This is a genomic window from Thermoleptolyngbya sp. PKUAC-SCTB121, from assembly GCF_016919485.1.
Lineage (GTDB): Bacteria > Cyanobacteriota > Cyanobacteriia > Elainellales > Elainellaceae > Thermoleptolyngbya > Thermoleptolyngbya sichuanensis.
Genome location: NZ_CP070366.1, coordinates 4723976 through 4747831, shown reverse-complemented (window position 1 = coordinate 4747831; position 23856 = coordinate 4723976). Strand labels below are relative to the sequence as shown.

Annotated in this window: 22 protein-coding genes and 1 pseudogene; 6 read left to right on the top strand and 17 right to left on the bottom strand. The window is 55.6% G+C overall.

Annotated elements, in window-relative coordinates; genetic code table 11:
* Positions 1 to 5 precede the first annotated feature (5 nt).
* Positions 6 to 584 (top strand): Uma2 family endonuclease, encoded by a 579-nt coding sequence (locus JTM80_RS19380; protein WP_205370122.1) that lies wholly within the window; start codon positions 6 to 8, stop codon positions 582 to 584.
* A 150-nt stretch (positions 585 to 734) separates the two neighbouring features.
* On the opposite strand, the gene JTM80_RS19375 is transcribed toward JTM80_RS19380, so the two are convergent.
* The 9 genes from JTM80_RS19375 to JTM80_RS19335 form a co-directional block, all read right to left on the bottom strand.
* Positions 735 to 1034, bottom strand: a complete 300-nt coding sequence (locus tag JTM80_RS19375; RefSeq protein WP_205370120.1) for a DUF1622 domain-containing protein — start codon at positions 1032 to 1034, stop codon at positions 735 to 737.
* A 68-nt stretch (positions 1035 to 1102) separates the two neighbouring features.
* Entirely contained in the window at positions 1103 to 1468 is a 366-nt protein-coding gene (locus JTM80_RS19370; RefSeq protein ID WP_205370118.1) for a hypothetical protein, read from the bottom strand.
* Complete coding sequence (locus tag JTM80_RS19365) at positions 1444 to 1800, bottom strand: hypothetical protein (protein ID WP_205370116.1); 357 nt, start codon at positions 1798 to 1800, stop codon at positions 1444 to 1446. The genes JTM80_RS19370 and JTM80_RS19365 overlap by 25 nt, the downstream gene beginning before the upstream one ends.
* Positions 1797 to 2774: a formylglycine-generating enzyme family protein gene (locus tag JTM80_RS19360; RefSeq protein WP_172355274.1), complete on the bottom strand. Its 978-nt coding sequence runs from the start codon at positions 2772 to 2774 to the stop codon at positions 1797 to 1799. Before JTM80_RS19360 ends, JTM80_RS19365 begins: the two co-directional genes overlap by 4 nt.
* 194 nt (positions 2775 to 2968) lie before the next feature.
* Positions 2969 to 3250 carry an LURP-one-related family protein gene (locus JTM80_RS19355; protein ID WP_205370114.1) on the bottom strand — a complete coding sequence of 94 codons (282 nt, stop codon included), beginning with the start codon at positions 3248 to 3250 and terminating at the stop codon, positions 2969 to 2971.
* Between the two features lie 132 nt (positions 3251 to 3382).
* Complete coding sequence (locus JTM80_RS19350) at positions 3383 to 4177, bottom strand: bile acid:sodium symporter family protein (RefSeq protein ID WP_205370112.1); 795 nt, start codon at positions 4175 to 4177, stop codon at positions 3383 to 3385.
* 438 nt (positions 4178 to 4615) lie between these two features.
* Complete coding sequence (locus JTM80_RS19345) at positions 4616 to 6292, bottom strand: SulP family inorganic anion transporter (protein ID WP_172355278.1); 1677 nt, start codon at positions 6290 to 6292, stop codon at positions 4616 to 4618.
* Between the two features lie 244 nt (positions 6293 to 6536).
* The gene (locus JTM80_RS19340) at positions 6537 to 8891 is read right to left on the bottom strand and encodes an arylsulfatase (protein WP_172355280.1); all 2355 of its coding nucleotides are present in this window, start codon (positions 8889 to 8891) and stop codon (positions 6537 to 6539) included.
* Positions 8892 to 9093: 202 nt separating this feature from the next.
* The gene (locus JTM80_RS19335) at positions 9094 to 10515 is read right to left on the bottom strand and encodes a DUF1254 domain-containing protein (protein ID WP_172355282.1); all 1422 of its coding nucleotides are present in this window, start codon (positions 10513 to 10515) and stop codon (positions 9094 to 9096) included.
* A gap of 188 nt (positions 10516 to 10703) precedes the next feature.
* Here JTM80_RS19335 and JTM80_RS19330 point away from each other — a divergent pair, with 188 nt between their 5' ends.
* Entirely contained in the window at positions 10704 to 10952 is a 249-nt protein-coding gene (locus tag JTM80_RS19330) for a hypothetical protein (RefSeq protein ID WP_172355284.1), read from the top strand.
* 84 nt (positions 10953 to 11036) lie between these two features.
* Here the strand turns inward: JTM80_RS19330 and JTM80_RS19325 are convergent, their stop codons facing one another.
* From JTM80_RS19325 to JTM80_RS19310, 4 genes are all read right to left on the bottom strand, one after another.
* Positions 11037 to 11300 carry a DUF29 domain-containing protein gene (locus JTM80_RS19325; protein WP_255548818.1) on the bottom strand — a complete coding sequence of 88 codons (264 nt, stop codon included), beginning with the start codon at positions 11298 to 11300 and terminating at the stop codon, positions 11037 to 11039.
* Between the two features lie 130 nt (positions 11301 to 11430).
* Positions 11431 to 12470, bottom strand: a protein-coding gene (locus tag JTM80_RS19320; protein ID WP_172355286.1) for an ISKra4 family transposase whose coding sequence is annotated in 2 segments (ribosomal slippage) — positions 11431 to 12338 and positions 12338 to 12470 — 1041 coding nt in all. Because the reading frame shifts where the segments join, the coding sequence is not laid out codon by codon here.
* A gap of 171 nt (positions 12471 to 12641) precedes the next feature.
* Positions 12642 to 13562: an HAD family phosphatase gene (locus JTM80_RS19315; protein ID WP_172355288.1), complete on the bottom strand. Its 921-nt coding sequence runs from the start codon at positions 13560 to 13562 to the stop codon at positions 12642 to 12644.
* A 101-nt stretch (positions 13563 to 13663) separates the two neighbouring features.
* Positions 13664 to 15154, bottom strand: coding sequence for an arylsulfatase (locus JTM80_RS19310; RefSeq protein ID WP_205370110.1), 1491 nt, complete (start codon positions 15152 to 15154; stop codon positions 13664 to 13666).
* A 1068-nt stretch (positions 15155 to 16222) separates the two neighbouring features.
* Between JTM80_RS19310 and JTM80_RS19305 the strand changes: the two genes are divergently transcribed.
* Together JTM80_RS19305 and JTM80_RS19300 are read left to right on the top strand one after the other, a co-directional pair.
* Positions 16223 to 16843: a helix-turn-helix domain-containing protein gene (locus JTM80_RS19305; protein WP_172355292.1), complete on the top strand. Its 621-nt coding sequence runs from the start codon at positions 16223 to 16225 to the stop codon at positions 16841 to 16843.
* Positions 16844 to 16904: 61 nt separating this feature from the next.
* Positions 16905 to 17856, top strand: a pseudogene (locus JTM80_RS19300) (IS1 family transposase).
* A 578-nt stretch (positions 17857 to 18434) separates the two neighbouring features.
* Here the strand turns inward: JTM80_RS19300 and JTM80_RS19295 are convergent.
* The 3 genes from JTM80_RS19295 to JTM80_RS19285 form a co-directional block, all read right to left on the bottom strand.
* Positions 18435 to 18617 carry a hypothetical protein gene (locus JTM80_RS19295; RefSeq protein ID WP_172355294.1) on the bottom strand — a complete coding sequence of 61 codons (183 nt, stop codon included), beginning with the start codon at positions 18615 to 18617 and terminating at the stop codon, positions 18435 to 18437.
* A gap of 98 nt (positions 18618 to 18715) precedes the next feature.
* Positions 18716 to 19300 (bottom strand): TIGR04376 family protein, encoded by a 585-nt coding sequence (locus JTM80_RS19290; RefSeq protein ID WP_205370108.1) that lies wholly within the window; start codon positions 19298 to 19300, stop codon positions 18716 to 18718.
* 238 nt (positions 19301 to 19538) lie between these two features.
* Positions 19539 to 20849: a hypothetical protein gene (locus JTM80_RS19285; protein WP_172355298.1), complete on the bottom strand. Its 1311-nt coding sequence runs from the start codon at positions 20847 to 20849 to the stop codon at positions 19539 to 19541.
* 322 nt (positions 20850 to 21171) lie between these two features.
* On the opposite strand from JTM80_RS19285, the gene JTM80_RS19280 reads away from it, so the two are divergent.
* Positions 21172 to 22083 (top strand): alpha/beta fold hydrolase, encoded by a 912-nt coding sequence (locus JTM80_RS19280; RefSeq protein ID WP_172355300.1) that lies wholly within the window; start codon positions 21172 to 21174, stop codon positions 22081 to 22083.
* Between the two features lie 49 nt (positions 22084 to 22132).
* On the opposite strand, the gene JTM80_RS19275 is transcribed toward JTM80_RS19280, so the two are convergent.
* On the bottom strand, positions 22133 to 23038 hold the full coding sequence (locus tag JTM80_RS19275) for a formylglycine-generating enzyme family protein (protein ID WP_205370107.1): 906 nt from the start codon (positions 23036 to 23038) through the stop codon (positions 22133 to 22135).
* A gap of 320 nt (positions 23039 to 23358) precedes the next feature.
* Between JTM80_RS19275 and JTM80_RS19270 the strand changes: the two genes are divergently transcribed.
* Positions 23359 to 23832: a phycobilisome protein gene (locus JTM80_RS19270; RefSeq protein ID WP_172355302.1), complete on the top strand. Its 474-nt coding sequence runs from the start codon at positions 23359 to 23361 to the stop codon at positions 23830 to 23832.
* Positions 23833 to 23856: the final 24 nt, after the last annotated feature.

The window sequence follows — 23856 nt, the reverse complement described above, 5'->3', positions numbered from 1 at the left end:
GCCCTATGATTGCTTCACCCCAGTTCATCAGCCCTGAGGAATATCTCCAACTCGAAGCCCAAAGCGCGATCAAGCACGAGTATCGAGATGGTGAAATCTATGCTATGGCGGGTGCGAACGATGCCCATGTGACGATTGCAGGAAATATTTTTGCGCTATTACGGGGGCACGTGCGCGGGACGGGTTGTCGGGTTTTCATTTCGGATATGAAGGCTCGCATCGAAGCGCGAAATTGTTATTACTATCCCGATGTAATGGTGACCTGCGATCCTCGCGATCAGCAAAATGAGACCTTTAAGCAGTTTCCCAGGCTGATTGTGGAGGTGTTATCAGACTCTACCGAAGCGTTTGATCGGGGCGATAAGTTTGCAGATTATCAACTGTTAGAAAGCCTGGAAGAATATGTTCTGATCAACACGCGCCACCAGCGGGTCGAGTGCTTTCGTCGCAATGAAGCTGGGCTATGGGTGCTGCAATACTACACGCTAGACACCGAGACGTTCCATTTAGAAAGTCTCAACTTTACCGATACGATTTCTGCACTCTATGAAGATGTTGTAATCAGCGCAGGAAAGATCGAGTAAAATTGCATTCAGATAGGCGTTCCAGCTTGATGCGCGATCGCATTCCAGGTCACATCCCAAAAGTGCTACATCCACACTGCGAAGATATATCCAAAATAGGCAAGATAAAGTAAGCCTGTGGTGGCGATCGCCCCTCTGCCCAGCCAGGTTTCATAGCTGTGCGGCCAGCAGAGCCAGCTTGCCTAGGGCTTCTAGGGAGGGAGCAACGGTGGTATGGGCAATGTCGGCCCCCAGTTGAAACTCTAAGGTTAACGACAGCCACAGGTCAAAATTGAGACTGACTTTGGACAGAGACAATTCTGGATCACAGGGGGTGCGCTGAATCAGCGGCGATCGCCCCCAGCGCTGCTTGGCCGCCAGTTGCAGGGTAGACAGCAAACCTACCAAAATGCAGAATACCGAGATGCCCTCCAAAATCAGCGCTAACAACCCCGCTACTTGGTTGATCACGGGTTCTAAAGATTCCAGTCTATTTCTCCGTCAGCTTTAGCATTCTAGAATGGGGCCTGGGGCCACGCTCAGAGCGTAGCCTTTACCTGGCGGCGATAGTTGTCGATCAGCACGTAGACGCTGATCAGCAGTATCCACAGGGGCAAAAACAGCACCACCCAGCCCAAGCGATCAATGTAGCTCACCCGAAACAGCATGGCTGGCGCCAGGCCATAGCCCAAAAACGACATCCAGCAGGGTCCTATCTGGGTGTGCAAAAACAGAGTCGCGGTGGAAATCATAAACACCCCGGCCACCCTAACGGCGTAGTTAATCATGATCTCATGGGCAAAGGCGCGACCAATCGCATAGTAGCTAGCCGCAATCTGCGGGTTAGGCTCGTTGGCGTAGAGCGTTAGCAGGCTGCCGGTCACCGCTGCACTGGTAAACAGCATGGCAATAAATTAAACAGCATGGCAATAAATAACAGCCCACTGCTAAGAAACACTATGGCAAAGAACTGGTCTTCGTTGCTGCCTAGGCGATCGCGCACCACCCCCATAAACCACAGAAAGGCAATGCCTGCAAAGGGTATCAGGTTTAGCCCCACAATCAGCGATTGCCGATAGGCATCAAACACCGCTGCGCTATCCATGGTGGCGGGGAGGGCCACCAAAAAGAGCACCAAACTGGCGATAAATAACACCGAAAACATAATGTCCGCAATGGCGGCGGCCTTCGGCGCGGTAAGCCGGGCGCGTTGGGGAAAGGGGGTATCTAGGGTCATGGTGTGCTCGGTCGCACGATCAGCCGAAAGCTCAAATGGCAGGTGGAGGTATCCACTGGCTGGGCCATGCGGGCGGGGGGGCGGTAGCGGCGGCAGTAGCTGGGGGCACACAAAAACGATCCACCCTTGATCACCTTGCGGGGAATTTTGATCTCGGGAGTCTGCGGGTCGTAGCTGGCCTCAAGGTTGCCGCCGCGCGGGTTGACCCGTTCGCCACAGCAGGCGTCTTGTTTGATCTGATTGTGCTCCTGATACCAGTCGGCGGTCCATTCCCAGGTGTTGCCGATGATGTCGTAGAGGCCATAGCCGTTGGGTGGAAACACCCCGACTGGCGAAGTGCCTTCGTAGCCATCAGTCTTCAGGTTTTGCCAGGGAAACTCGCCCTGCCAGGTATTGGCCATCATTTTGCCGTTGGGGTGTAGCTCGTCGCCCCAGGCAAACTCGGCGTTTTCGCGCCCGCCCCAGGCGGCAAACTCCCACTCGGCCTCGGTGGGAATATCTTTGCCAATCCACTGGGCGTAGGCAGCGACATCTTCGTAGGCGACATGCACTACAGGATGATTTTCGCGCCCTTTGATGGTGCTGCCGGGGCCTTCGGGGTGCCGCCAGTTGGCTCCAGCAATATAGGCCCACCAGTTGTAGTGGCTGCCTTTGTCTACGGGGCGATCGGGCTTGACGAACACACAGGAGGAGGGTTGCAGTAGCTCGGTTTTAGCACCGGGGTAGTGGTCGGGATTAGCCGGACGCTCAGCTAAGGTGACGTGGCCCGTGGCTTTGACAAACTTTTGAAACTGGGCGTTGGTGACCAGGTACTTATCCATCCAAAAGCCGTCTACGGTGACGGAGTGGGCCGGGGCTTCTTCGGCGTAGTGGTGGTCAGATCCCATGGTGAAGGTGCCGCCCGGTATCCACACCATGTCTTTGGCGGGGGGGCGACCGGGTGGTTTAGTGAGAGCTTCGGGCAGCGGGGGCATGGTATGTTCTCCAGTTTTTAGGACTCGTGAGCCATTATGTCGATGGCAACGGCAATCGTCAGCATTGGCACATCATTTTGACCGGGTTCGATTTCAACACCGTCGGTATCGCGCAGACGAAACCAGCGGTTAGAGACTTCCGCCAGTTTGTTGCGTCCGGCTGCGATGCCGTACGCGTGACCCCAAATATTACCCTATACCTCCAGGTCGGGGACATCGCCAATTTTAACCACCCAGCGATCCTGCAGGGGAGCAATCAGCGCCTTTTTCACCATGGCCAGTTTGTCGCCCTTTGGAGATTCAATGGCCATAGAGTCCTTGACTCGCACTAGGCGTTCTTGGAGCTTGCACAGTTCGTTGCCGTGGAAATCTTCAAAGATTAGGGTTTCTCGCACGCGCAGGGCTTTGCCGTTGACTTTAAACACGCGATCGCCGTCCGAATTTTCGATGAAAAAATCATCGCCGATGGCAATCATTTTTTCCCTCGTTTTGTAGACGGTATTGCCGCTGTTGCGCTTGCCAAAGCTGTGGTCTTGCTGGTGCTCTTCACGACGGTTTTGGTGGGCTTCTTTGTTAAAGATAAGGGGCCCCTATGGGAGGTCAAGGGGCTAGGCTGTGAGATTGGGCCTGCGTTTGCCAATTTCTCCGGCTAGGAACATGAGAATGACCAGCATCAGCAGGGCACCGACCAAAATCGTGGTCAGTACGTTGGGGTCGTCGGCAAAGTTGCCGTTGGCGACCACCAGTGCTGCAGCAATGTTGCGTTGGGCGGTGCCGAGGCCAACAACAGATTTGACCTCGAAGGATTTCCCTCCCAAGGCGTAGCCCATCGCTAAAGAAGCAGCAATCAAGAGCACCGCTGCTAAAATTGCGCCGCTGCCAATGGCCCCCAGCACGCTGTCAACATTCAGCACCAGCATCAGCACAAAAACAGCCAGCAAACTGGTGCTAGAGGCCTGGGACATCTGGGGTTGCAGCGAGTGGGCGATCGCCTCGTAGCGAGCATTCACAAATAGTCCAATCGCCAGGGGAATCAGCATGAGGATAACAAGCGATCGGGCTATTTCTGCCGGGTTAACCTGCACGCCCGGCAGCAGCAGCGGCAGCACCACCGGCACATAGATCACCGTCACCACCATCAGCAGCACCATCATTCCCACACTTAGGGGCACGTTGCCTTTGGATGCCTGGGCCAGCTTAGGCAAAAAGGGCGCACCAGCAGCAGTGGCCAGCAAAATCAGCCCGATCGCCAGGGAGTCATCCAGGGGAATCAACGTTTTGAGCAGGTAGGCGACCAGGGGCACCAGCACAAAGTTGGCCAGCAGCATCCGCAGCACCAGGCCCACATCCTTGAGGGGGGCGAGAATTTGCGGCACTGTAAGGCTGAGCCCGAGAGAGAGCATGCTGCTGATCACAAACACCAGGGTGCTGAGATTGGCCAAAACTTGAATCACGTCTTGCATCGTGTTTCTCACGCATGGGTAGTGGATTGGGTGGCACAGAGCAGATCACCTGCGGGCTAAAGCACAGCATTACTGGCCAAGGGAGGGTTCTTCTGGACTAAACATCTCCTTACCAGCCGTAAATGCCTTGGGGCCATGCGATACACCGGAGTCATCACTCCCACTTCGACGGGTTGTTGGGGCAGGCTAGCGGCAAAGGCCGCCACACTTGCCAGCAAAATAAGGAGTCGAAGGGGCTTAATATCGGCCAGGGTGCAGCAAGAGGTGTGGGGTTCAAGAGGTTTCATCGACGATAGGGGGCTAGATCACACTAGGAGAAAAGTTACGACAACGGGAGAGCCATCGGGCGGCGGCATGGGAGACGCAGAGCATGGCCAGTCACACCACCTCTGGGGCCAGGGGCCGTTGCAAAAATGCTTCGGTGACCTGGCGATTGGTGTCATAGAGTCGGCCTGGGGAAATTGGATGGGGCAGCAGATCGTAGGTCGTCAGTAGTTGCCGAAGGGGTTGGCTCACCCGGGTCATGGCAAAGCCAACCTGGCGCTGCTCTAGGGATGCGATCGCCTGTTCCAGCGCCTCGGCCCCGGTGACATCGATATCGGTGATGGCCTCGGCATCGAGCACAAACCACTGCACGGGCGGCTCAGCGGTGGCGACTAGGTCAGCGACCTGCGTCTTAAAGAACTCCGCATTGGCGAAAATCAGGGGAGCGCTAAAGCGGTAGATCAGAAGCCCAGGGGTGCGCGTAGCCGCAGGGTAGCGGGCGGCGGCGACAAAGCGGGCTTTGCCCGGAGTCCCGGCCAGCAAGGCAGTGGGGGGCTTAGAGGCGCGCCCCAGGAGGTCAATCATCGACAGCAAAAAGGCGATCGCTACCGCCTTCAGCGGCCCGAGTACCAAAACGCTTAGCAGACAGGCGATCGCCACCCAAAACTCCGATCGCCGCACCCTAAATAGCGTCTTTAGTTCACCCACCTCTATCAGCCCCAGCACCGCATTAGCCACAATGCCCGCCAGAGCCGCATTGGGCAGCAGCGCCAGCTGGTTTGTAAAAAACAGCAGCACCAGCGCCACCACGCTCGCCCCCACCAAGCTGGGCACCTGGCTGCGGGAGCCGCTGCTATCCATCGCCGCCGTACGGGAGGCACTAGTTCCAGCAGTGAACCCGCCGGTTAGCCCTGAGGCCAGGTTGGCCGCCCCAAAAGCAAACATCTCCTGGTCGGCATCAATGGGGTAGCCCCGCCGTTGGGCATAGCTGCGCCCCAAGAGTAACCCCTCCGCCAGGGTAATGGCGCACATGGCCAAGGCTCCAGGCAACAGGCTACCCCAATCACCCAGCGTGACCTGGGGAAAGGTTAGGCTGGGCAGCCCAGCAGGAATTTGCCCCAGCACGCTTACCCCCTGTCGATCGAGGTTGAGCCCGGACACCAGTGCCGTCATGATCACTAGGGCCACCAAGGCACCAGGAATCTGGGGGGCGAACCGCTTTAGCAGCCGAATGATCACAATGCTGCCCACCCCGATCACCACGGTGTAGAGGTTGGCCTCCACCACCTTGCCAATGATCTCAACGACTTCGCGAAACCAGCCCTCCGCCTCTACGGAGATGCCCATAATCTTTTTGACCTGGCTGGTCAGCACCTCAATGCCCAGGCCGGTAATAAAACCCGCCAGCACCGCCTTCGAGAGAAAGTTGGCCAAAAAGCCCAGCCTAAAGTACCAAAACAGAAAAAAGACCAGGGCGCAAAGCAGGGTGATGGCAAAGGCCAGTTGTAGGTAGCGAGGATCATCGGGTGCCGCTAGCCCAGCCAGGGTGGCCCCGAGCAACGCCGACAGAGCCGCATCGGGGCTGGCGACCAACTGGCGGGAGGTGCAGAAAATAGCAAAGGCAACCATCGGCAAAATCGCCGAGTATAGCCCCGCCGTGGCCGGTAGCCCCGCCACTTGGGCATAGCCAATGTTGAGCGGAACCATCAATGCCGCCAGGGTCACCCCGGCCAAAATCTCGGTGGGTAGGTCGGCTTGCTTGACGCCCCGCAAGCCATGAAAAAGCTGCATGATTGTCCTACTTTCTCCTATGGAGTAGCTTGGAAGAGCAGTACAGCAAGTACCAGTGCCTCATAGTCGTTCTTCCAACTGCGGCCTTATTATCTATACTCAAATCAGTCACACAATATTCAGAAAGTGCCAATCTACCTAGGTGGTAGTTGGCTGAGATCATTTCAGACCTAACCTCACCTCCTTCCCCCTCAGGAAGGAGGCGTTAACAAGTTCTCCTCTCCGTGTCGGGGAGAGATTTTCCTTACTGCCGAGCCAGATACATTCGCATCTTCTCCTCCAGGTTCTCAACTGCTTCACCCGTGACATCTACCAATGCCTTATTGATCTGTCCAGTAAACTTGAAAGGTGGCTGATAGTCAGGCATTGTTGGAGAGCCTGGATCAGCTCCAACAGCAACACCGGCACCCAGCCCCAGCGATAGGGGAATCGTCACCGGCAGCTCGCCTGTGCCCACCAATTGTCCATCCACAAACAGTTCAATGTTGGCTGGAGTGCCTTTGCCGCGAGCTATATCGACAGGGCCTGTGGGAGTAAATTGGAAACTAAATATGTGGCGACCACTAGGCAACGGTTGGGATGACTCCACCTTGAAATAACTCTCAGTCACATAGTTGTAGCCATAGGTCAACTTGCCGTTTTGCACATAAAACGAAAAGCCCCCGTCATTGCCACCCATACTAAAAAGCACCCCTTCGGCACCCCCTTCTGGTACCACTGCGTCAACGGAAATTGAGTGTGCACAGTTCAACACCCTGGGAGCAACGTTACTGGGAACAACTTGAGTGCCAGGATAGTAAACGTACTTTTTGCGATCGGCGGCGATTTGGGGACGCTCTTCCATAAATCGCTGAGTGCCGCGACTATCGATTGGCAGAACGTTGTATTTGCCGGCTTCCACATACCACATGCCGATCATGGCAATCAGGCGATCGCGCTCGGTCTCCGCCAAGTTATTGGTTTCCGCAAAGTCTTCAGTCAGGTTGTACAGTTCCCAACCGTGGGCATCTAGCTCAACCAGCTTGTCGTAGGAGATTGGGGCACCAAAGCCCATACCCGCTTCTACAAATGAGGTGCCGGGCCAGGGGCACACGGCCCGCCAACCCTCGTGATAGAGCGATCGGTGCCCCATCATCTCAAAGTACTGAGTGAGGTGTTTAGAAGGGGCGCTGGCATCGTCGAAGGATGAGGCCAGACTAAAGCCCTCAATGGGCGACTGGGTCACCCCCTTGATCACCGTGGGAGCCTCAATGCCCAGGGCATCGAGGACGGTGGGCACCATATCGATCACGTGAGCATATTGAGAACGAATCTCCCCTTTAGCTTTGATACCTTTGGGCCAGCACACAATAAATGGATCGCTGGTGCCACCCCGGTAGGTTTCCCGCTTCCAGCGACGGAAAGGCGTATTGCCGGCGTGAGTCCAGCCCCAGGGGTAATGGTTGAAAAACTTGGGGCCACCGATGTCATCGATCGCCGCCAGATTTTGCTCCAGGTTCTCTGGCACATTGTTAAAAAACTTATTTTCGTTCACTGAACCCGTCGGGCCACCCTCGGCACTGGCTCCATTATCTGAAATCACCATAATCAGGGTGTTCTCGTATTCCCCCAGATCCTTGAGAAACTGGATCAATTCGCCAATGTAGTGATCCGTGTGCTCTAGAAATCCGGCAAACACCTCCATCATGCGGGCATAGAGTTTGCGTTCGCCATTCGAAAGGGAGTTCCAATCCTGCACATCGGGGTCATGGCGGGAAAGTACCGTGTTTTGGGGAATAATTCCCATTTCTTTTTGCTTGGCAAAGGTCTTTTCCCGGTAGGCATCCCAACCATCGTCAAACTGCCCCTTATACTTATCAGCCCACTCCTTAGGAACGTGGTGCGGTGCATGCATGGCTCCGGTGCAGAAATACATAAAGAAGGGCTTGTTAGGTGCCACCTGCTTAGCATCTGCGATCATGCGCTTCGCTTTTTCTACCAGGTCTACTGTTAGGTGATAGCCTTCTTCTGGCGTTTTTTCGGGCTCAGTTTGGCTGTTGTCGCGTACCAGTTCAGGATAGTACTGGTTGGTGTCGCCGCCTAAAAAGCCATAAAAGCGCTCAAAGCCGCGACCTAGGGGCCAGCGATCGTAAGGACCCGCTGCGCTGCACTGCTCAACGGGGGTCAGGTGCCACTTACCAACGGCATAGGTGTTGTAGCCATTTTGCAGCAAAATTTCGGACAGAAACCCGTTCTCAAAGGGAATGTTGCCATTAGAACCGGGATAGCCCGTCGATCCCTCCGTAATACAGGCTAGGCCGTTGGAGTGGTGGTTGCGCCCGGTCAACATGCAGGAGCGGGAGGGCGAGCACAGGGCCGTGGTGTGCATGTTGTTGTAGCGCAGCCCGTCGCTCGCTAGGGCATCTAGATTAGGGGTGGCGATTGGGCTACCGTAGCAGCCCAGTTGGCCAAAGCCGACGTCATCCAGCACAATGAACAGCACGTTAGGCGCACCATCTCTCGCCCGGTTGGGCTGGGGCCAGGCGGGGGTAGACACATCGGCAGTGCGACCAATCACACCGGGGAAAGCAGTACCAGATTTGTATTCCTTGAGAGCCATGAATGTTTCTCCTGATATGCAGTTAGTTGAGTTTGCTGTTAAATCATGGTTGGTCGCCAGCCCGAACCGAGCTAGCAATTGACGGTCTAGGTTTATTGAATCGCCAGACTCAGCCCCAAAGAGGACATACTACTCACCACAAACACCAGAGTGTTGAGGTTGGCAAGGACTTGAATAATCTCTTGCATAACGCCTTGCTCGATTAGATTACTTTTTCGATGTCTGAAAGTGACCAGGTGCGATCGAAGTAGGGTTCGGTTGGCGCATAAAACCGGAAGTAGGCAAACCAGCCCCGACCCGGTACCGTGGGTGCCCAGTTGGTTTCCTGGCCCAGTGGGGCGGTGGGACCAAAATAGAGATCTATGGAACCATCGGCATTCTGAATTAAATCTCCGCGCGAATCTACTCCGGCAATATTGTGTGGGGTGTCGATAAAACAACGGGTTTCAGTGTCGTAGAGCGTGATTGACCAGAATTGTTTGACGGGCACATGGGGCGGAACGCGCAGACTGTAGTTGTTGTCGCCCTGGAGCCAATCACCATCCTTGTCTTTCTGGATGCCAATGTACTGCTGACCCATGCCGGGGGTCTTAGTTGTCATCCCGGCAGTCAGAGTCACTGCCTCGTAGAACCAGGCTATGCGTTCATCCAGAGCCGTATGGTTTTCCGTTTCCTGATTTGCTTCCAGTAGCACTGCGTTCTTCCACTGTGTACCGGGCCAGATGTGTGCTTCCGGCTGGCGCTTGGCATAGCTCAAGCAACGGGCTGTCGCCTCTCCGACGATCGCCGCCTGTTCCAGAATTTTCTGCTGACGGGCATCGGGCTGGAAGGGCCGACCCTTTTCAATGCCCAGGGGTTTAAGCATGGCTACCATCATGCGATCGCGCTCATGCACCGGCTCTTCGTTCAGCATTTTAGCCAGCAGTCGCCAATAGTCCATATTGCTAGCGGGCCAGCCACTCCAGGGTTTGTCCGCTGCTGGGATAATCTGCGTTTTGCGAGGGTTTTCTCGCTGGGCATAGGAGTACACCTGATAACTAGCGGTTAGCGCCTCGGCTTCCTGAGGTTCGGTGGACAGCACCCGAAAGGCATGGAAGAGATTGTTGGTCGGTGACTGTACCACCCAATAGCCCTCGGCGTCCTGGGGAACCTCCTGTCCGGCAGCAATCACAAGGTACTTGCCGCCTGTACCTCGGTCAGGCCCCGTCAGCCCCATATCAGTAATGGGACGCTGCCAGAAATCCAGAATGCCGCCTGCGGTCTGCCCTTTTGGATAATCGATCACTAAGGGCCCCGTCCGTTGCAGGTTGAGGAAACCGATGACGTAGGGCGTTGTGGCATTGGCAGTGAGGAGGCCGAGTTTATCGCGGAAGCTAGTGGTCAGCACCAGATCTCCATCCTGCTGACCAAACACCGTCTCGTAAGCCTCCTGCCAAGCCGCGAAGCTGACCAAGGGAATGGCCCAGAGGTAGGTCTGCACCGCCCGCTGAAAGTCGAGTTCGTCATAGAGTTTGACGACGCTCTCAAAAGTTGGATATCCCCCTTCAAAGGCCAACCGCCCAATGGAGGTATCGATGCTGCCAGTCGTGGGTAGTATTTGCGCCTGGGTTGTTAGGTTCTGCATGGGGTTCTCCTAACGCTGGTAATCAGTTCGCATGGCAGCTGACTAACAGAGGAGTCACTCAGTAAGAATGATTATCTGAAGGGGTTAAGCCTAGAAGTATTCCAAAACTGCTTTTTGATCAGTGAGGTCAAGAGCTTTAGCTTTAAGATTGTTTAATTTGAAAACTTATCTTAAGCCTGATCGCTAACATGAAGCCCCTAGTCAAGGGTAAAGGTAGCCTCATCTACCATCGCCAGTTCAGCGATATCGCTCACCTGACCGAGCAGGTACAGGTCTCCGCCAAGGTGCAGATGACGCAACTGAGCTGCAATCGCCTGCACTTTGATCTGATGTTAGCTGCCTTTGCTGAGGTTCAAGTTACCTTTGCCAAGTCGTCTTGTCAAGCTTTTCCCTGGACGAAAAATTCAAGAATTTTGTTACCTATGCCTGCATCCTAGAGGCCCAAGGCCCTATTCGATCTCTCGCGATTGCCGGGTTTCCTACGAGACCCTAGCGGGTGAGAAAGGACAGAGTTGAGGGAGCTATTGAGAGAGTTGTCTAGGATTGAGTGGTGTTTCTTGCCCTATTAGGTTCAATCCATCCTGGTATGCTTTGGTGATGGCTTCAGGTAAGTAAGGTTTCAAGCTGGGATTTTCAGCCAGGTGGTCATGGATACGCTCCCGCATATCTATGATGATGTAAGACCAACTTTTGGAACGAGCCTCAGGTTGATGGCAGCTCTTAAGAAGATGCCCCAGCAGCACCCCTAGACGGTTGCGTAACTCCTGGCGCTGCTGCTTGCCCAACGCATCCAGCTCCTCGATTAAGTTTTTAAGTTTTCAATGTCCACCTAGTTCCACTGCTGGGCTTGCAGCAGATCTATTTGGCATTGAGGCCAGGCATAGAAATAGGAGCATCCCACTTTCGATGAAACAGTCAACTGGCGAGCTGTCCATTGAGGTAGGCACAGCGCAGACTCAACATGGCATTAACGGAGGCCGTATTCCAGCGAGCACCCGAAATTTGGAGGCGTCGCCCAATCTGTTTGACAGCCGATTCTACGGCTCCTGATCCAATAGAACAGAGTTGCTCAGCCTGGTAGAACCCATAATTCACGATGCGAGAGCGATGGGTGCTCAGATAGGCTTCAAAATTGCGGGCTTGCTTGCGCCGACAGTCGGCAAAGAGGGCCCTGGCGGCTTCCACTTGACCTTGCCATAACAGCATTTCCGCCGCTGCTAAGCGCTTGAGCGACCCACCGACTTTGTAGAGGTTTTCTTTGAGATGGTACCAATCGAGGATTTCCCAACGGGTCTCAACGGTGGTGAGTTGAGCAAACAGATTCCACACCCCAGCGTGACCATCGCCCAGACAGACCAGTGGGGAGAGCAAGCGTTGAGCGCTGAGATAATCAATCAAGCTGTCATTGTCTTGGAAGAAGGCGTTGTAATAAATCCCCTCCACCCGCACCGCTTTGTAGTCTCGCCACGGGCTATCGGACTCTAGCAGGTCACGCAGACGGACTTTGCCGCCATCAATGCTGACCTCACTGACGCCTTGTTTAGCCTCGGCAGACTCGAACGACTGACGCCCCACCAGACGTTGTTGGGTCGAGTGCCCGACCCGCATCCCGGTCAGGGCTACGATGTCATCCTCTGCATCTTGAAACGATTCGTTGGCACTTAAGCGTAGGTTGGCTTTCTCTAGGCCACCACTGAGACGGCTGTAAGCCTTTACGCCTAACCGTTCTGCCTGACTTTGACGAATCTCAAGGACCCCTACCAAACTCTTCAATCGGCGAACCCGGCCTCGGGCGGGGTAGGCTTTCTGGTTGACAAAAAAAGGGCAACTCGAGGGCTCACCTCCTCTAGCATTTGCCGTCGTACAGTCTGCTCGATGCCTTCTAGACTATCGAGCCCCTCTCGGTTGCTATTGCGATACAAAATCTCGGCGATCTCTGCTGTACAAGCTTCCAATCGCTTTTGGTCTTCAGGTGTCCTGGTGAGTCATCCCTGGGGCTACCCTCCCATTCTCACCCTTCGCACTGTTTTCGCGAAAGTGGGATGCTCCCATAGAAATCCTGGTCATAGAGTGTCGTGGTTTGCATGAACCTACCTACTTTCCTGTCGCTCTTTTCACTGTACCCGTTACGACTCAAAGGCAAATATCCGCGTCCAATCGTTCTTCATATCCACTACGACCCAGCCCCGTTGGGATGCCTCGGCTAGGGCGACATCCAAACTGCACATAGCAGATTTGTCGTAGGCAAACTCGCGATCGCCGTCGGTATGACGCACAATCAGCCCTAGGCTGGCCCCAACTCCGGCGCTTGTCCACTGCAACATTTGCAGGTCGCCGTCGGAGTTGCCAAAGGCAGCGATCGGTCGCCGCCCGATGTAGTGCTGAATCGCGGCTGGTTTACCTTCTTTGTCGTCCAAGAAAAGCAGTTCCGGCAGGCGCACAATCACAGGCTGTCCGTCGCGTATCTCGAACTTTGTTTTAATGCTGCTGCCAATCACCTGCTCGGGGGGAACGCCGTAGACCTGCTCTGTCCACGGACGCATGAATTCAATGCCGCCGCCAGAGACGATGAAGATTTTGAAGTCGTGCGATCGCAAATAGTCCAGCAGTTCCACCATCGGCTGATACACCATCTCGGTAAACGGCCTTTGCGTGGTAGGGTGCGTTGCTGTCGCCAGCCAATCAGTGACGATTGCCGTAAACTCGTCGGTGGTCATGCCCGCGTGGGTGGCCATTACCAGCTCCACCAGCGCGTGCTCCCCCCCCGCTAGGGCCGCCTCTAGGTCACCCTTCAGCACCGAGGCAAAGGGTTCCTGGGTGTGCCACTCGGGGTGCTGGGGGGCCAGGGCTTTGATGCGATCAAAGACAAAAAACGCCTGCACGTACATCGGGTACTCGCACCAAAGGGTGCCGTCGTTGTCGAAGACGGCAATGCGATCGGTGGGGGGCACAAAAGTGAGGCTGTGGGCCGTGGTAACTTGCGCCACAAAGTCGAGAATTGCCTGCTTGGCAGCCCCATCATTCCAAGCGGGTAGGGGGTCGGTCATGGAAAACATATGTAGATGTAGGGTACTCGGCGGTTTAGCTCCGAGGGGTTTTGAAAACCCCTCGGAGCTTTAACGGGGGGGAGTTTAAGGGTCTCTTCAGCCTAGTGGTAACGGCTGCTGCCTGCTTCTTCTAGCTGTCGCATCACCGCATCCAGGTTGAACGAGGCGGGCTTTTGCCGGGGCGGAAATTGCGTAAACGCCTCGATCTGCTGCGCCACTGCTGCCTGCATCCAGTAAATTAAATAGGTGTGGGAGATCACCCAATCCCAGTAGGTGTTTGAGTTCTCGTCGGCCCGCTCAAAGGGGTCGCGGCGCAGGTTGAATATCTTGGGTGCCCGTAGTTTCACAAAAGGCTCAAACCAGCATTGCAAAGTCTTGGCCCGCTGCTCCATCAGCACCGTCTTCCAGTCGCCAACGCGAATCGCCAGAATGTCGCCGTCGTCGCTGATGTAGAAGAAAGATTTGCGGCGGCTTTCCTCCACCTCTCTACACAGGTAGGGCAGCATGTTGAAGCCGTCGAGGTGGACCTTATAGGTGCGATCGCCAATGGTGTGGCCATTCAGCAGTTTTTCTTTAATGTCAGGTTCTCCTGCCGCCGCCAGTAGGGTCGGCAAAATATCTTGGTGCGAGACAATGCCATTCACCACTGAACCGGCGGGGATGTGACCGGGCCAGCAGAAAAAGGTCGGAACCCGCCAGCCGCCTTCCCAGTTGGTGTTTTTTTCGCTGCGGAAAGGGGTGATGCCTGCATCAGGCCAGGTGTTATAGTGTACACCGTTGTCGGTGGAGTACATGACGATGGTGTCGTCGGCAATGCCTAGCTCGTCGAGCTTGTCGAGCATTTCGCCGATGTGCTTGTCGTGAGCCACCATGGCATCGTTATAGTCGCCCTGGCCGCTCTTGCCCTTGTTCTTATCGGCTACGTGGGTGCGAAAGTGCATGGCCGTGGTGTTGTACCACACAAAGAAAGGCTTGCCGTCTTGGTGGGCCTTATCGATAAAGCCGAGGGCGCGCTCTGTCACCTCGTCATCGATGGTTTCCATGCGCCTTTTGGTCAGCGGGCCGGTGTCTTCGATGGTCTGTCCGCCCTTGCCATCGGCCAGGCAGTGCAGCACCCCACGCGGGCCAAACCGCTGCTTAAAGGCCGGGTCTTTGGGATAGTCAGGGTCTTCGGGTTCTTCCTCGGCGTTGAGGTGGTAGAGGTTGCCAAAGAACTCGTCAAAGCCGTGCAGGGTGGGCAAAAATTCATCCCTGTCGCCTAGGTGGTTTTTGCCAAACTGGCCGGTGGTGTAGCCTAAGGGCTTAAGCAGCTCGGCGATCGTAGGGTCTTCTTTTTGCAGACCCACATCGGCCCCCGGCATGCCTACCTTGGTGAGGCCGGTGCGAATGGGGTTTTGGCCGCAGATAAAGGCGGCCCGACCAGCGGTGCAGATCTGTTGACCGTAGTAGTCGGTGAAGGCTACCCCTTCGTTGGCGATGCGATCGATATTGGGGGTGCGGTAGCCCATCTGGCCCCGGCTGTTGTAGCTGATGTTCCACCAGCCGATATCGTCACCCCAAAGAATGAGAATGTTGGGTTTACCGTTGGGCATGGGTTTTATCCCTTTATGAAGTGTTTTAAGAGCAGACAGGGACTGATCTAAGCAAGCCTCTAAGCAAGCTTTTAAGTAAGACTTGCCATTGCCGAAATAGCGGCGATTTTAGATGCAGAATTGGTATTGGAGACGCAATGTCAGTGCCAATATAAGGCTCTCCACCTTTCGCGAATATCCCAAAATTCCAACCCGACAGTTGTTTACAAAGCGCCAGCCTATGAAATGGCGATCGCCTTCGGGGACGGTCTTTGGCGATCGCGCCTGTGAACCTCAAGGGCCAGCACATTGCTGATGAGAGTGGCTGTCAGGGGGCCAGGCAATACTCCTGCGAGGGCAGTCAGGGGCGCTCGTCCCGGTAGCCCCCAGGCCGACAAAATTGATCGTGTAGCTCATGGCAGTGCCTTTGCTCTTAGGCTATGTGGGGGTTGCTGTACCAAGTCCAGACGTGAAGTTTCCGTAACCGACAAAACTCTATGTCTGGACTTGGACAAGGTTTAACCTGACCCCTGCTGTTGATCAAAAGGAAAATTTTAGATTCAGGGCTGATAATAGAAGAAATGTAGGCAATATAATCGGTTTCAAAATCTGCAACCATTCAAAAATTCCAACCTAGTAGTTATTTTCAAAGCGTGGATTAATGCAGTGGATTAATACACAGTGAACCGAGGGAGATCTGTTTGCTCTCTGCAATCGATCAGTCGATGCTTAACACCACAGTTTTTGAGTCCATAGGCCCAACGCGTTGAGTACTTTAGAGCACCCTAGTTCTATCCTGTATCGTCAGTTTCGGGATGTTGATGCCTTTAGCCAAGCCTTTTACGCCGAGGGACTTTCCTTAACCCAGCTAGAATCCGGACGCTTTGAAGGGTTGATTGCCTATCTGATTCTGCAATTGATAGAACTTCCAGAGTTCTATGGTCATCAATTATCTATGGTCATCAATTACTCGATAAGTTGCGCTATTTGCAACTTGAATTGAGTCGTCGTTGTTCGATTGTCCATTGGAGCTACGATCTGCTGCCAGAGATACTCGTAGGAGGTTCGTAGGATTGAATGTAAAGTTTTATGTCTCAATTCAACACTTCTGCCCTAGCCCGTTTGCATTTGCAACAGTATCTACACGATGTAGATCGTGACAATGTAGACACCAAATTTTTTCGGCAAAACGTTATTCAAATTGAAGACCAACGGCTCGGCAATCTGCATGACTACCTCAACCAAATCTTTTACCTGGCAGTTAAAAACCCGGATTTTTTAGCGCGTTCGTATCCCCTCCTTTTGGGCGATCTGCTGCCCCTGTTAGTCAACTGCTTTAGCACCGAAAGTTACCCCCGCCTCTGCACTCACCCCTTTCGCCGAGCCACCCTAGTGCAAGAGGCCGAAGCCTATATGCTGGCCCACCTTGATGAGCCCATTACCCTAGAGGCGATTTGCAAAGCCGTTAAAACTAGTAAAAGTACTCTCTCCTACGGCTTTCAAGAAATTTTTGGCCTCAGCCCCATGGCCTACCTTAAAAGCGTGCGGCTAAATGAGGTGCGCCGAGCCCTCAAAGCCAGCGACCCCACGCAAGCTACTGTGCTGGGAATCGCTAACCGTTATGGCTTTTGGCACATGGGTCATTTTTCTCGTGACTATCGGCAGATGTTTGGCGAGTCACCATCGGAGACGTTGAAGGGGCTTCTATAGAGCACTGGTCTGCTAGGCGATGATAGGTAAACTGGTTGTAGTGCAATTACCCCCCCACGCTATGGACTGTCCCCACTGCCAGAGCCAACAGACCGTGAAAAATGGACGTGAATCCCGCCCTAACGGGATGCTGATGCAGCGCTATCGGTGTCGAGAGTGCGGCAAGCAATTTAACGAGCGCACGGGCACTCCGATGGCACGCCTCCGAACGCCCAGTGTAATCGTGGCCACAGCCCTGAATAGTCGAACCGAAGGCCTGGGTGTGCGCGCGGCAGGTCGACGTTTTGGCAAGTCGCACTCAACGATTTTGCGGTGGGAAGACCGCCTGGCCGTTCAGGCGGACGCCTGGTCACCTCCGGCACCAGCAGAACGAGAGGTGACGCTAGAAGGGGATGAAGTGTACACTCGCGTCGGCGAGAACCTTCCCCCCCTCTAGCTCGGAGGGTTGGACGATTCACTTTATCGAATGCAGCAGTCGCTACTGGGTCTCGGCCCAGGCTGGTCACAAAGACGAACTGCTATTTCAACGGGGGACGCAGCAGGCTTGGCAGTGGGCACAAGCGTGTCCTTACATTCGGTGGTTCACCGTCGGTGAACGGCGCTATGCCAAGGTGTTATAGGATTTGACCAGCGTCTATCTGGCGCTCCGCAATTGTCCGAGTTATCGCACGCGAAAAGTCTGGCGGGCAGGACTCGAAGTGGCGATGAAAATCAAAGGTTCTCAAGGCCAGCGACGGGTGGTCTGGGTAAACTCGGAGCATCCCTTTACGGCCATTAGCCCTAGGGCAGAGGTGCATGCCAATCATAATGAGGCTCAGAATGCGGCTTTGAGGCGACGGTGCAGTGCCTATCGTCGGCGTCAGAATCTCTACGCTAAGACTCGGGAAGGATTACAGCGTGTTTTGGAGATCCAGCGGATCATCCATAATTGGGTGAGACCGCATTGGGGATTAGGGAAAAAGACGACTCCGGCGATGGCGATAGGCCTCTGCCCCCGCCCCCTATCAACCTAGCAAATCCTTTGCATGAGAGGGTTTGAATGCATCTCCCCATAAGACCAGTGCCCAGTTCTCAGGCTAGAGAGAAACTGGCGAAACTCTACCGGAAGCTGCACATCGGTGGCACAGACCCCCAAGACAGTTCCCTCCTCGCTGTATACCGGAAGGCTAGCCGTCAACACGGGCAAGAAAGTTGCAAAGTCTAAATAGATCTCGCTCCAAGCAGCCCCCTCTTGTCTTAAGTGCATCTTGATACCACGGGCGCGATCGCGGATCGTATTCCCCATCCTCCGTGAGGAAAGCCAGACGATTTCCCCGACTATCTAGCTCATAGGAGAGAAAACGACCCCGCGTAGCCATATTGGTCAGCCAGAGCCGAATCTCCTTACTGCCGACCTCCGAGCGCCCTGCCCCCAGAAATTCCCCCTGCTCTGTGCCGCAATAGGTGCCAAAATATAGGGCGAAATTCTCACCTGCTGGTGCATTTGGGCAATGTTTTGGGGATTTTGGAAATCCAGGCTGCCCTGGGTAAACGCGGCCGCATTGAGCTGATTGATGTCGTGCGGCGCTGTAAAGTAGCTCTCTAGCTCGCGCTAAATCTGGGAAGAGAGGCCCGTGCGAAGCTGGGAGGTCAGGTCATTTACGGCCCGCCGTGCCGCCAAAAACGACAGGTAGCCCACCAGCCCAACTGCTGCCGCAATTTCCAACACAAAGGGAACCACGAGCGCTGTGCGGAGGCGGAACTTGGCAGGAATAGCAGGAAGATTCACTGGCATGGCATCTAGCGCTCTGTAGATTCCAGTTTAGGCTGCAAATCGAACGACTCAGCCCAAATATTCACTTTTTTACAGGTTAAGATTCTGATTTCAGCATCTTAGCCCTTGCCCATATTTCGTTTCAACTCTTCGATTTCTTCATCCATCTCCCATTGGCGAAAGGCTTTTTCCAGGTCTTGGGGAGAGGACGAACCGGGGGGGGAGGCGTTGTAGTTTTGCCAGCCAGCAGTTTGCCACTGCTGGTCAACCGAGGTTGTGGTGCAGGTGGCTCTTGCCTGGGCCGCCTGGGCCGATACTTCCTTGCGCTTTTGCTGAATCTGTCGCTGGAGGTCGATGGTTTCCTGAATCCGCTGGCGCAGGGCTTCCATTTGTCCCCAAAGCTGATTTCCCTGGCGCAGCAGCGTGGCTTCGTGTTCTTCGGCGGGCTGGGCCAGATCCATGCGCCCCTTTTCCTTTGCTTTTTCGACGCGGGTGTGCCAGAGTTGCACTTCCTGTGCCGTGTTCAAGATTTCCTGCTGGAGCCGACTTTCCTTGAGCCGCAAGTCACCTAGTAAGCGAATCGCTTCTTCTTCCTGATCCCGCAGGTTGTCCTCGATGGCCTGGAGTTCCAGGTGCGGGTTATCGCGCAAAAACTCGTCCAGGCGGGCTTCTAGAAACGTGCTGAGGTCGTCAAAAAGGCTCATGGAACACTCCTATGGAGCGGATAGGGCAGGGTTGGGGCGATCGCACCGTGATTTTGCACCGTGATCTCGTGCAGCGATTTTGCACTGTGATTTCGCACTGCGACTTCGCACCGTGATTTTGCACCGTGATTTTGCACCGTGATCTCGTGCAGCGATTTCACACCGTGATCGCGTGCAGCGATTTTGTAAGCAACAGGCCTTCGGCATCAAAACACCGCACCCAAACCCTATCAAGGGATCAGAACTGCTGTCCAGTGTAGATGGATCGCACGTCGCCGTTGCGTCGCACCATCACCTCATTGCCCTTCACGGAAACAAGCGTCCAGCCGCTAGCTCCAATCGGTTCGCCCACCTGCACGCGATGGGTCGTGCCGTTGATTTCAAACAGGGCAGCGGAACGGGCCGGATCGCTGAGTTCTAGAACACCAACGAGGGTATGGGTCGAGACGGCGGCGATATTGGGGGCGGCGGCGGGTGTATCGGTCGTGCTGTCGGTCGATGAGGCAGCAGATGGGGCGGCTGGCGCAGTAGTGGGCAACGGGACAGTGGAAACGGCGGGCGATCGCCCCGGCAGGTTGAACCCTGGCAGACTGGGGAATCCATTGCCACCACTGCTGCCACCGCTGCTGCCACTACTGTTGCCGCCGCTGCGACCGGGAAGCGCCATGTCTGCGGGCGGCCGGTAAACCGGGACAATCAGCGGGTCGGTGGGGGCTGAGTTGGTCGCGGCTGGATTGCCCGCCACCGCCACGCTCGGCAAGTTGCCCTCTGTGCCAGCGGTTTCCGCTTGACGACGGGCCGACCGTTGTTCCAATACCCTGAGCGATCGCTGAATGTAGTCCAAAAATTCGCGGTTTTCGGGCGAGGCTGGCTGGGTGGCGACCTCAGATGAGCCGGCCGTGTCGGGAGCATTCGCCTGCTGCCAGCGCCCCTGCATTGCATACCACAGCGCCACGGCCGCCGCCAAAGATCCGCAGACCAACAGCGCCAGCAGCCCATCCAGCGATTTGTGCTTTACGCCAGTGGGTCTTGGCATGAGCGCTGCGGCGACCAACTCATCTTCTGGGCTGCTATCCACGGCCACCTGCCCAGAACTCTGAACAGAACTCTGCCCAGAACTCTGATCAAACTGAGGAATCAGCGCGGGTTCTGGGTTTAGCTCTGGCACAAAGGTTGGATCGCGAGTCACGCCAGCATCGGGCACGTTGGTTGAGCCGTCTTGCCGCTGTGCCTGGGAGACGGTGGCCAGCACAGGCGGAATCGTAACATCCGTGACGCTGACCGGGGTGGGAGTGCGGCTGGCGGCTAGTTCTTCCGGTAGTTCCGTCGAAACGGGTCTGCCCTGCTCTAGCGCTTCATGTAAGTCGCTAAACAGCTCGTCCATCAGTTGGTCGGCATATTGCTCGATGGAAAAGCGGTCGGCCTCCGTGGCGACGCTCGACGCGCCGGAAACGCGAGTCGTGGCGATCGCCCTCGATTCTCGATCGGCAAGCTCTTGAGAATTCCGGGATTCTAGCGCAGGGGACTGGGCAGACGTGGGTTGAGACATGGCGAAATCAAAATGACGACTGATGACGACTGGCGTAAAGACGACTGGAGCAATTCGAGCAATGAAACCTGATGAACCGAGCCTGAGCAATCCCTTGAGCGATAGCACAGCAAGCCCCGCCGTGATGGCTACTCGGAATGGCTGCGGAATGACTATTCAATAGCTATTCAATGTAGCAATAACCCGTCAAAACGGAACGCTTTTTAGAGGTTTGCCAATCTTAAAGAAGGGCTGGGAAAATTCACGGTCGGCCCATCCTCCGCCTCCAGACATAAAATTAAAAAAATAGGTACTTTTTGTAATCTCCGCTACGCAGCGTTCCATGACCCTCGATTTTTCCTCTCCGCGATCGCCCGAAACCAATGGCTGGCAGCACTGCTTTATTGAAACAAACCGCATCCGTCTGCACTGCGTGACGCAGGGAGAGGGCGAACTGGTAGTCTTGCTGCACGGGTTTCCTGAGTTCTGGTATTCCTGGCGGCACCAAATTCCAGCGCTGGCAAAACATTTCAAAGTCGTCGTGCCGGATCTGCGCGGCTACAACGATTCCGACAAGCCCAGCGCGGGCTACGACCTGGATACCCTCAGCGCCGACATCCAGGGCATTATTGAGAACCTGGGCTATCTGAAGGCGCATATCGTTGGGCACGACTGGGGCGGGGCGATCGCCTGGCACTTGGCGCAGACCGTTCCCCAGCGGCTGCATCGGCTGGCGATTCTAAACGCGCCCCATCCCCACCGTTTGATGCAGGAGATGTCGAGCAATCTCGACCAACTGCGGCGGAGTTGGTATATGCTGGCGTTTCAGGTGCCGGGGCTGCCGGAATGGCTAATTCGCCAAAACCTGCGAAACTTTGTGACGACGGCTATGCAGGAATTCTGCATCCGCAAGGGAGCCTTTAGCCGTCGAGATATGGACATTTATCAGGCGGCGCTAGAGAAACCAGGCGTGCTGACGGCAGCGATCAATTACTATCGACAACTGCTGTCGCCCCGACGGCTGATGCGCGAATGGGGGCGATCGCCCCTGCCCGTCACCGTGCCCACCCTCGTCCTCTGGGGCGAAGATGACCATTTCCTGGGCCAATCTCTTTTGGAAAACCTGGATGCGCTGGTCAAAGCACCGCTGCGCCTGACTCGCATCGCCGACTGTGGCCACTGGATTCAGCAGGAAGTGCCCCAGACAGTCAACCGCGAACTGCTCAACTTTTTGCGGCAGCCGTATCCCGCGTAGGCTTGCGACTTGCCGGGATGTAGAAGCTCAGGAAAACCTCAGGAAAACCTCAAGCAAATCCGTCCCAGCCGCAGGCGACCCGAAAGCCAATGTCATACAGGCCGCAATCGCCCTCAGCCCGCGACCGAAAAGCAGACCGACAACTGCGGGGCCCCACGTTCCAGGAGCCGCCTCGCAGTATGCGCCGTTTGGGGTCGCCGCCTGTTTCCCACGCGGTTCCGTCTGTCGGCGCATCGGCGTAGGTGTCATGCCAGGTATCCTGACACCACTCACGCACATTGCCATGCAGGTCGCAGAGTCCAAAGGCATTGGCATGGGCAAAATAGCCCACAGGCACGGTCTCGCGGCGGTCTTCGCCCTGGGGGCCCCGCCCGTAGCTGCCCCGGTTGCACAGTCGCCCCTGATACTCCCAGTCCACCCCGGAGTAATTTGCCAGGTCGGTGGTCAGGGTTTCGCCGACGTGAAAGGGGGTCTCTGTGCCGCCGCGACAGGCGTATTCCCACTCGGCCTCGCTGGGCAAGCGGTAGGGACGGCCCGTGTGCGCGGTGAGGCGATCGCAAAATTCCACCGCCTCCAGCCACGACACCTGCTCCACCGGATGGTGATCGCCTTTGAAATGGGCGGGGTCTGGGTCGAGCGATCGCCCCACCACGGGCAGCGCCGCCACTGCTCGCCATTGGGCCTGTGTCACAGGATATTTGCTCAAGGAAAAAGGCCGCAGCGTAACCGATCGCTGGGGTCCTTGCGAGGGATGCCAGCCCTCCTCTTCTCTAGGTGCGCCCATCGTAAACGGGCCTCCTGGCAAGATCACCATCTCCAACGCTACGCCCGCAGCCAGAGATTCTTTCCAGAGCTTGGCTCGACCCATGCGGCGATCGCCCACTTCGCCCGTCGGCAATAGGGTTAGCACTTCAAACTCCACCGGCGTTAGTTCCGGTGTACTCTGATTGAACATCGATGACTGGGGTTAATTGCTTTACACCCCTCATCATACGGCGCGATCGAAATACGGCACGATCGAACCGCTCTCCGGCTCTCCCAGCCGCGCATTGGCAAACCAGACCCGCATTCAGATTTCCAGAGCAATCCCGCCCCCAAACCGTTGAACCCGCCCCAGGATGTATTAAGAAATACATCTTTATGGGGGGCTATTTTGCGGAGTGGGCAATCTGATCCTAAGGATGGCAAGTTGCTCAGCGCCGCAGCGGTTGAGAGGGTGCAGGGCGATCGCCATCCGCCTTTTCCCACTCGTCTCCATCGCATGGTCTTTGTCCTATGCTCACCCTTAGCCACACCCTAGACCGAAGTTTGCGAAACGCTGATGGCGCTTATCTGGATCAGCAAGGACTGCAAATCCTGAGTGCCTACGTGCAAACCTATCAGACCCGGCTAGATGCATATCAGCAATTGCGCGATCGCAGCACGCCAATGATTCACCAGGCGCTCAAGAAGCTGGCGCAGGTGCATCCAGAGCTAATCCAGCAGCATGGACAGCGCTGTTTATATGACATGACCGAAGTCGTTCGCTACATTGCCCTCTCGGTGCTGCGAGATGACGAGACATTTTTCAAAGAGCAGATGATGTCTTGGCTCGACACCATCCTGATGGCCCACAAGCGCCATAGCCACTGCGCCACGGCCTATCGCTATCTCCAGGAGGCGATCGCCGCCAACCTCTCGCCCGCCGCCAACACACTCATTTCTCCGTATTTGGATAGCGTTGTTCTAGCGCTACAATCCCACGCCTAGCCTACGTCTAGCGGTCATTCCAGA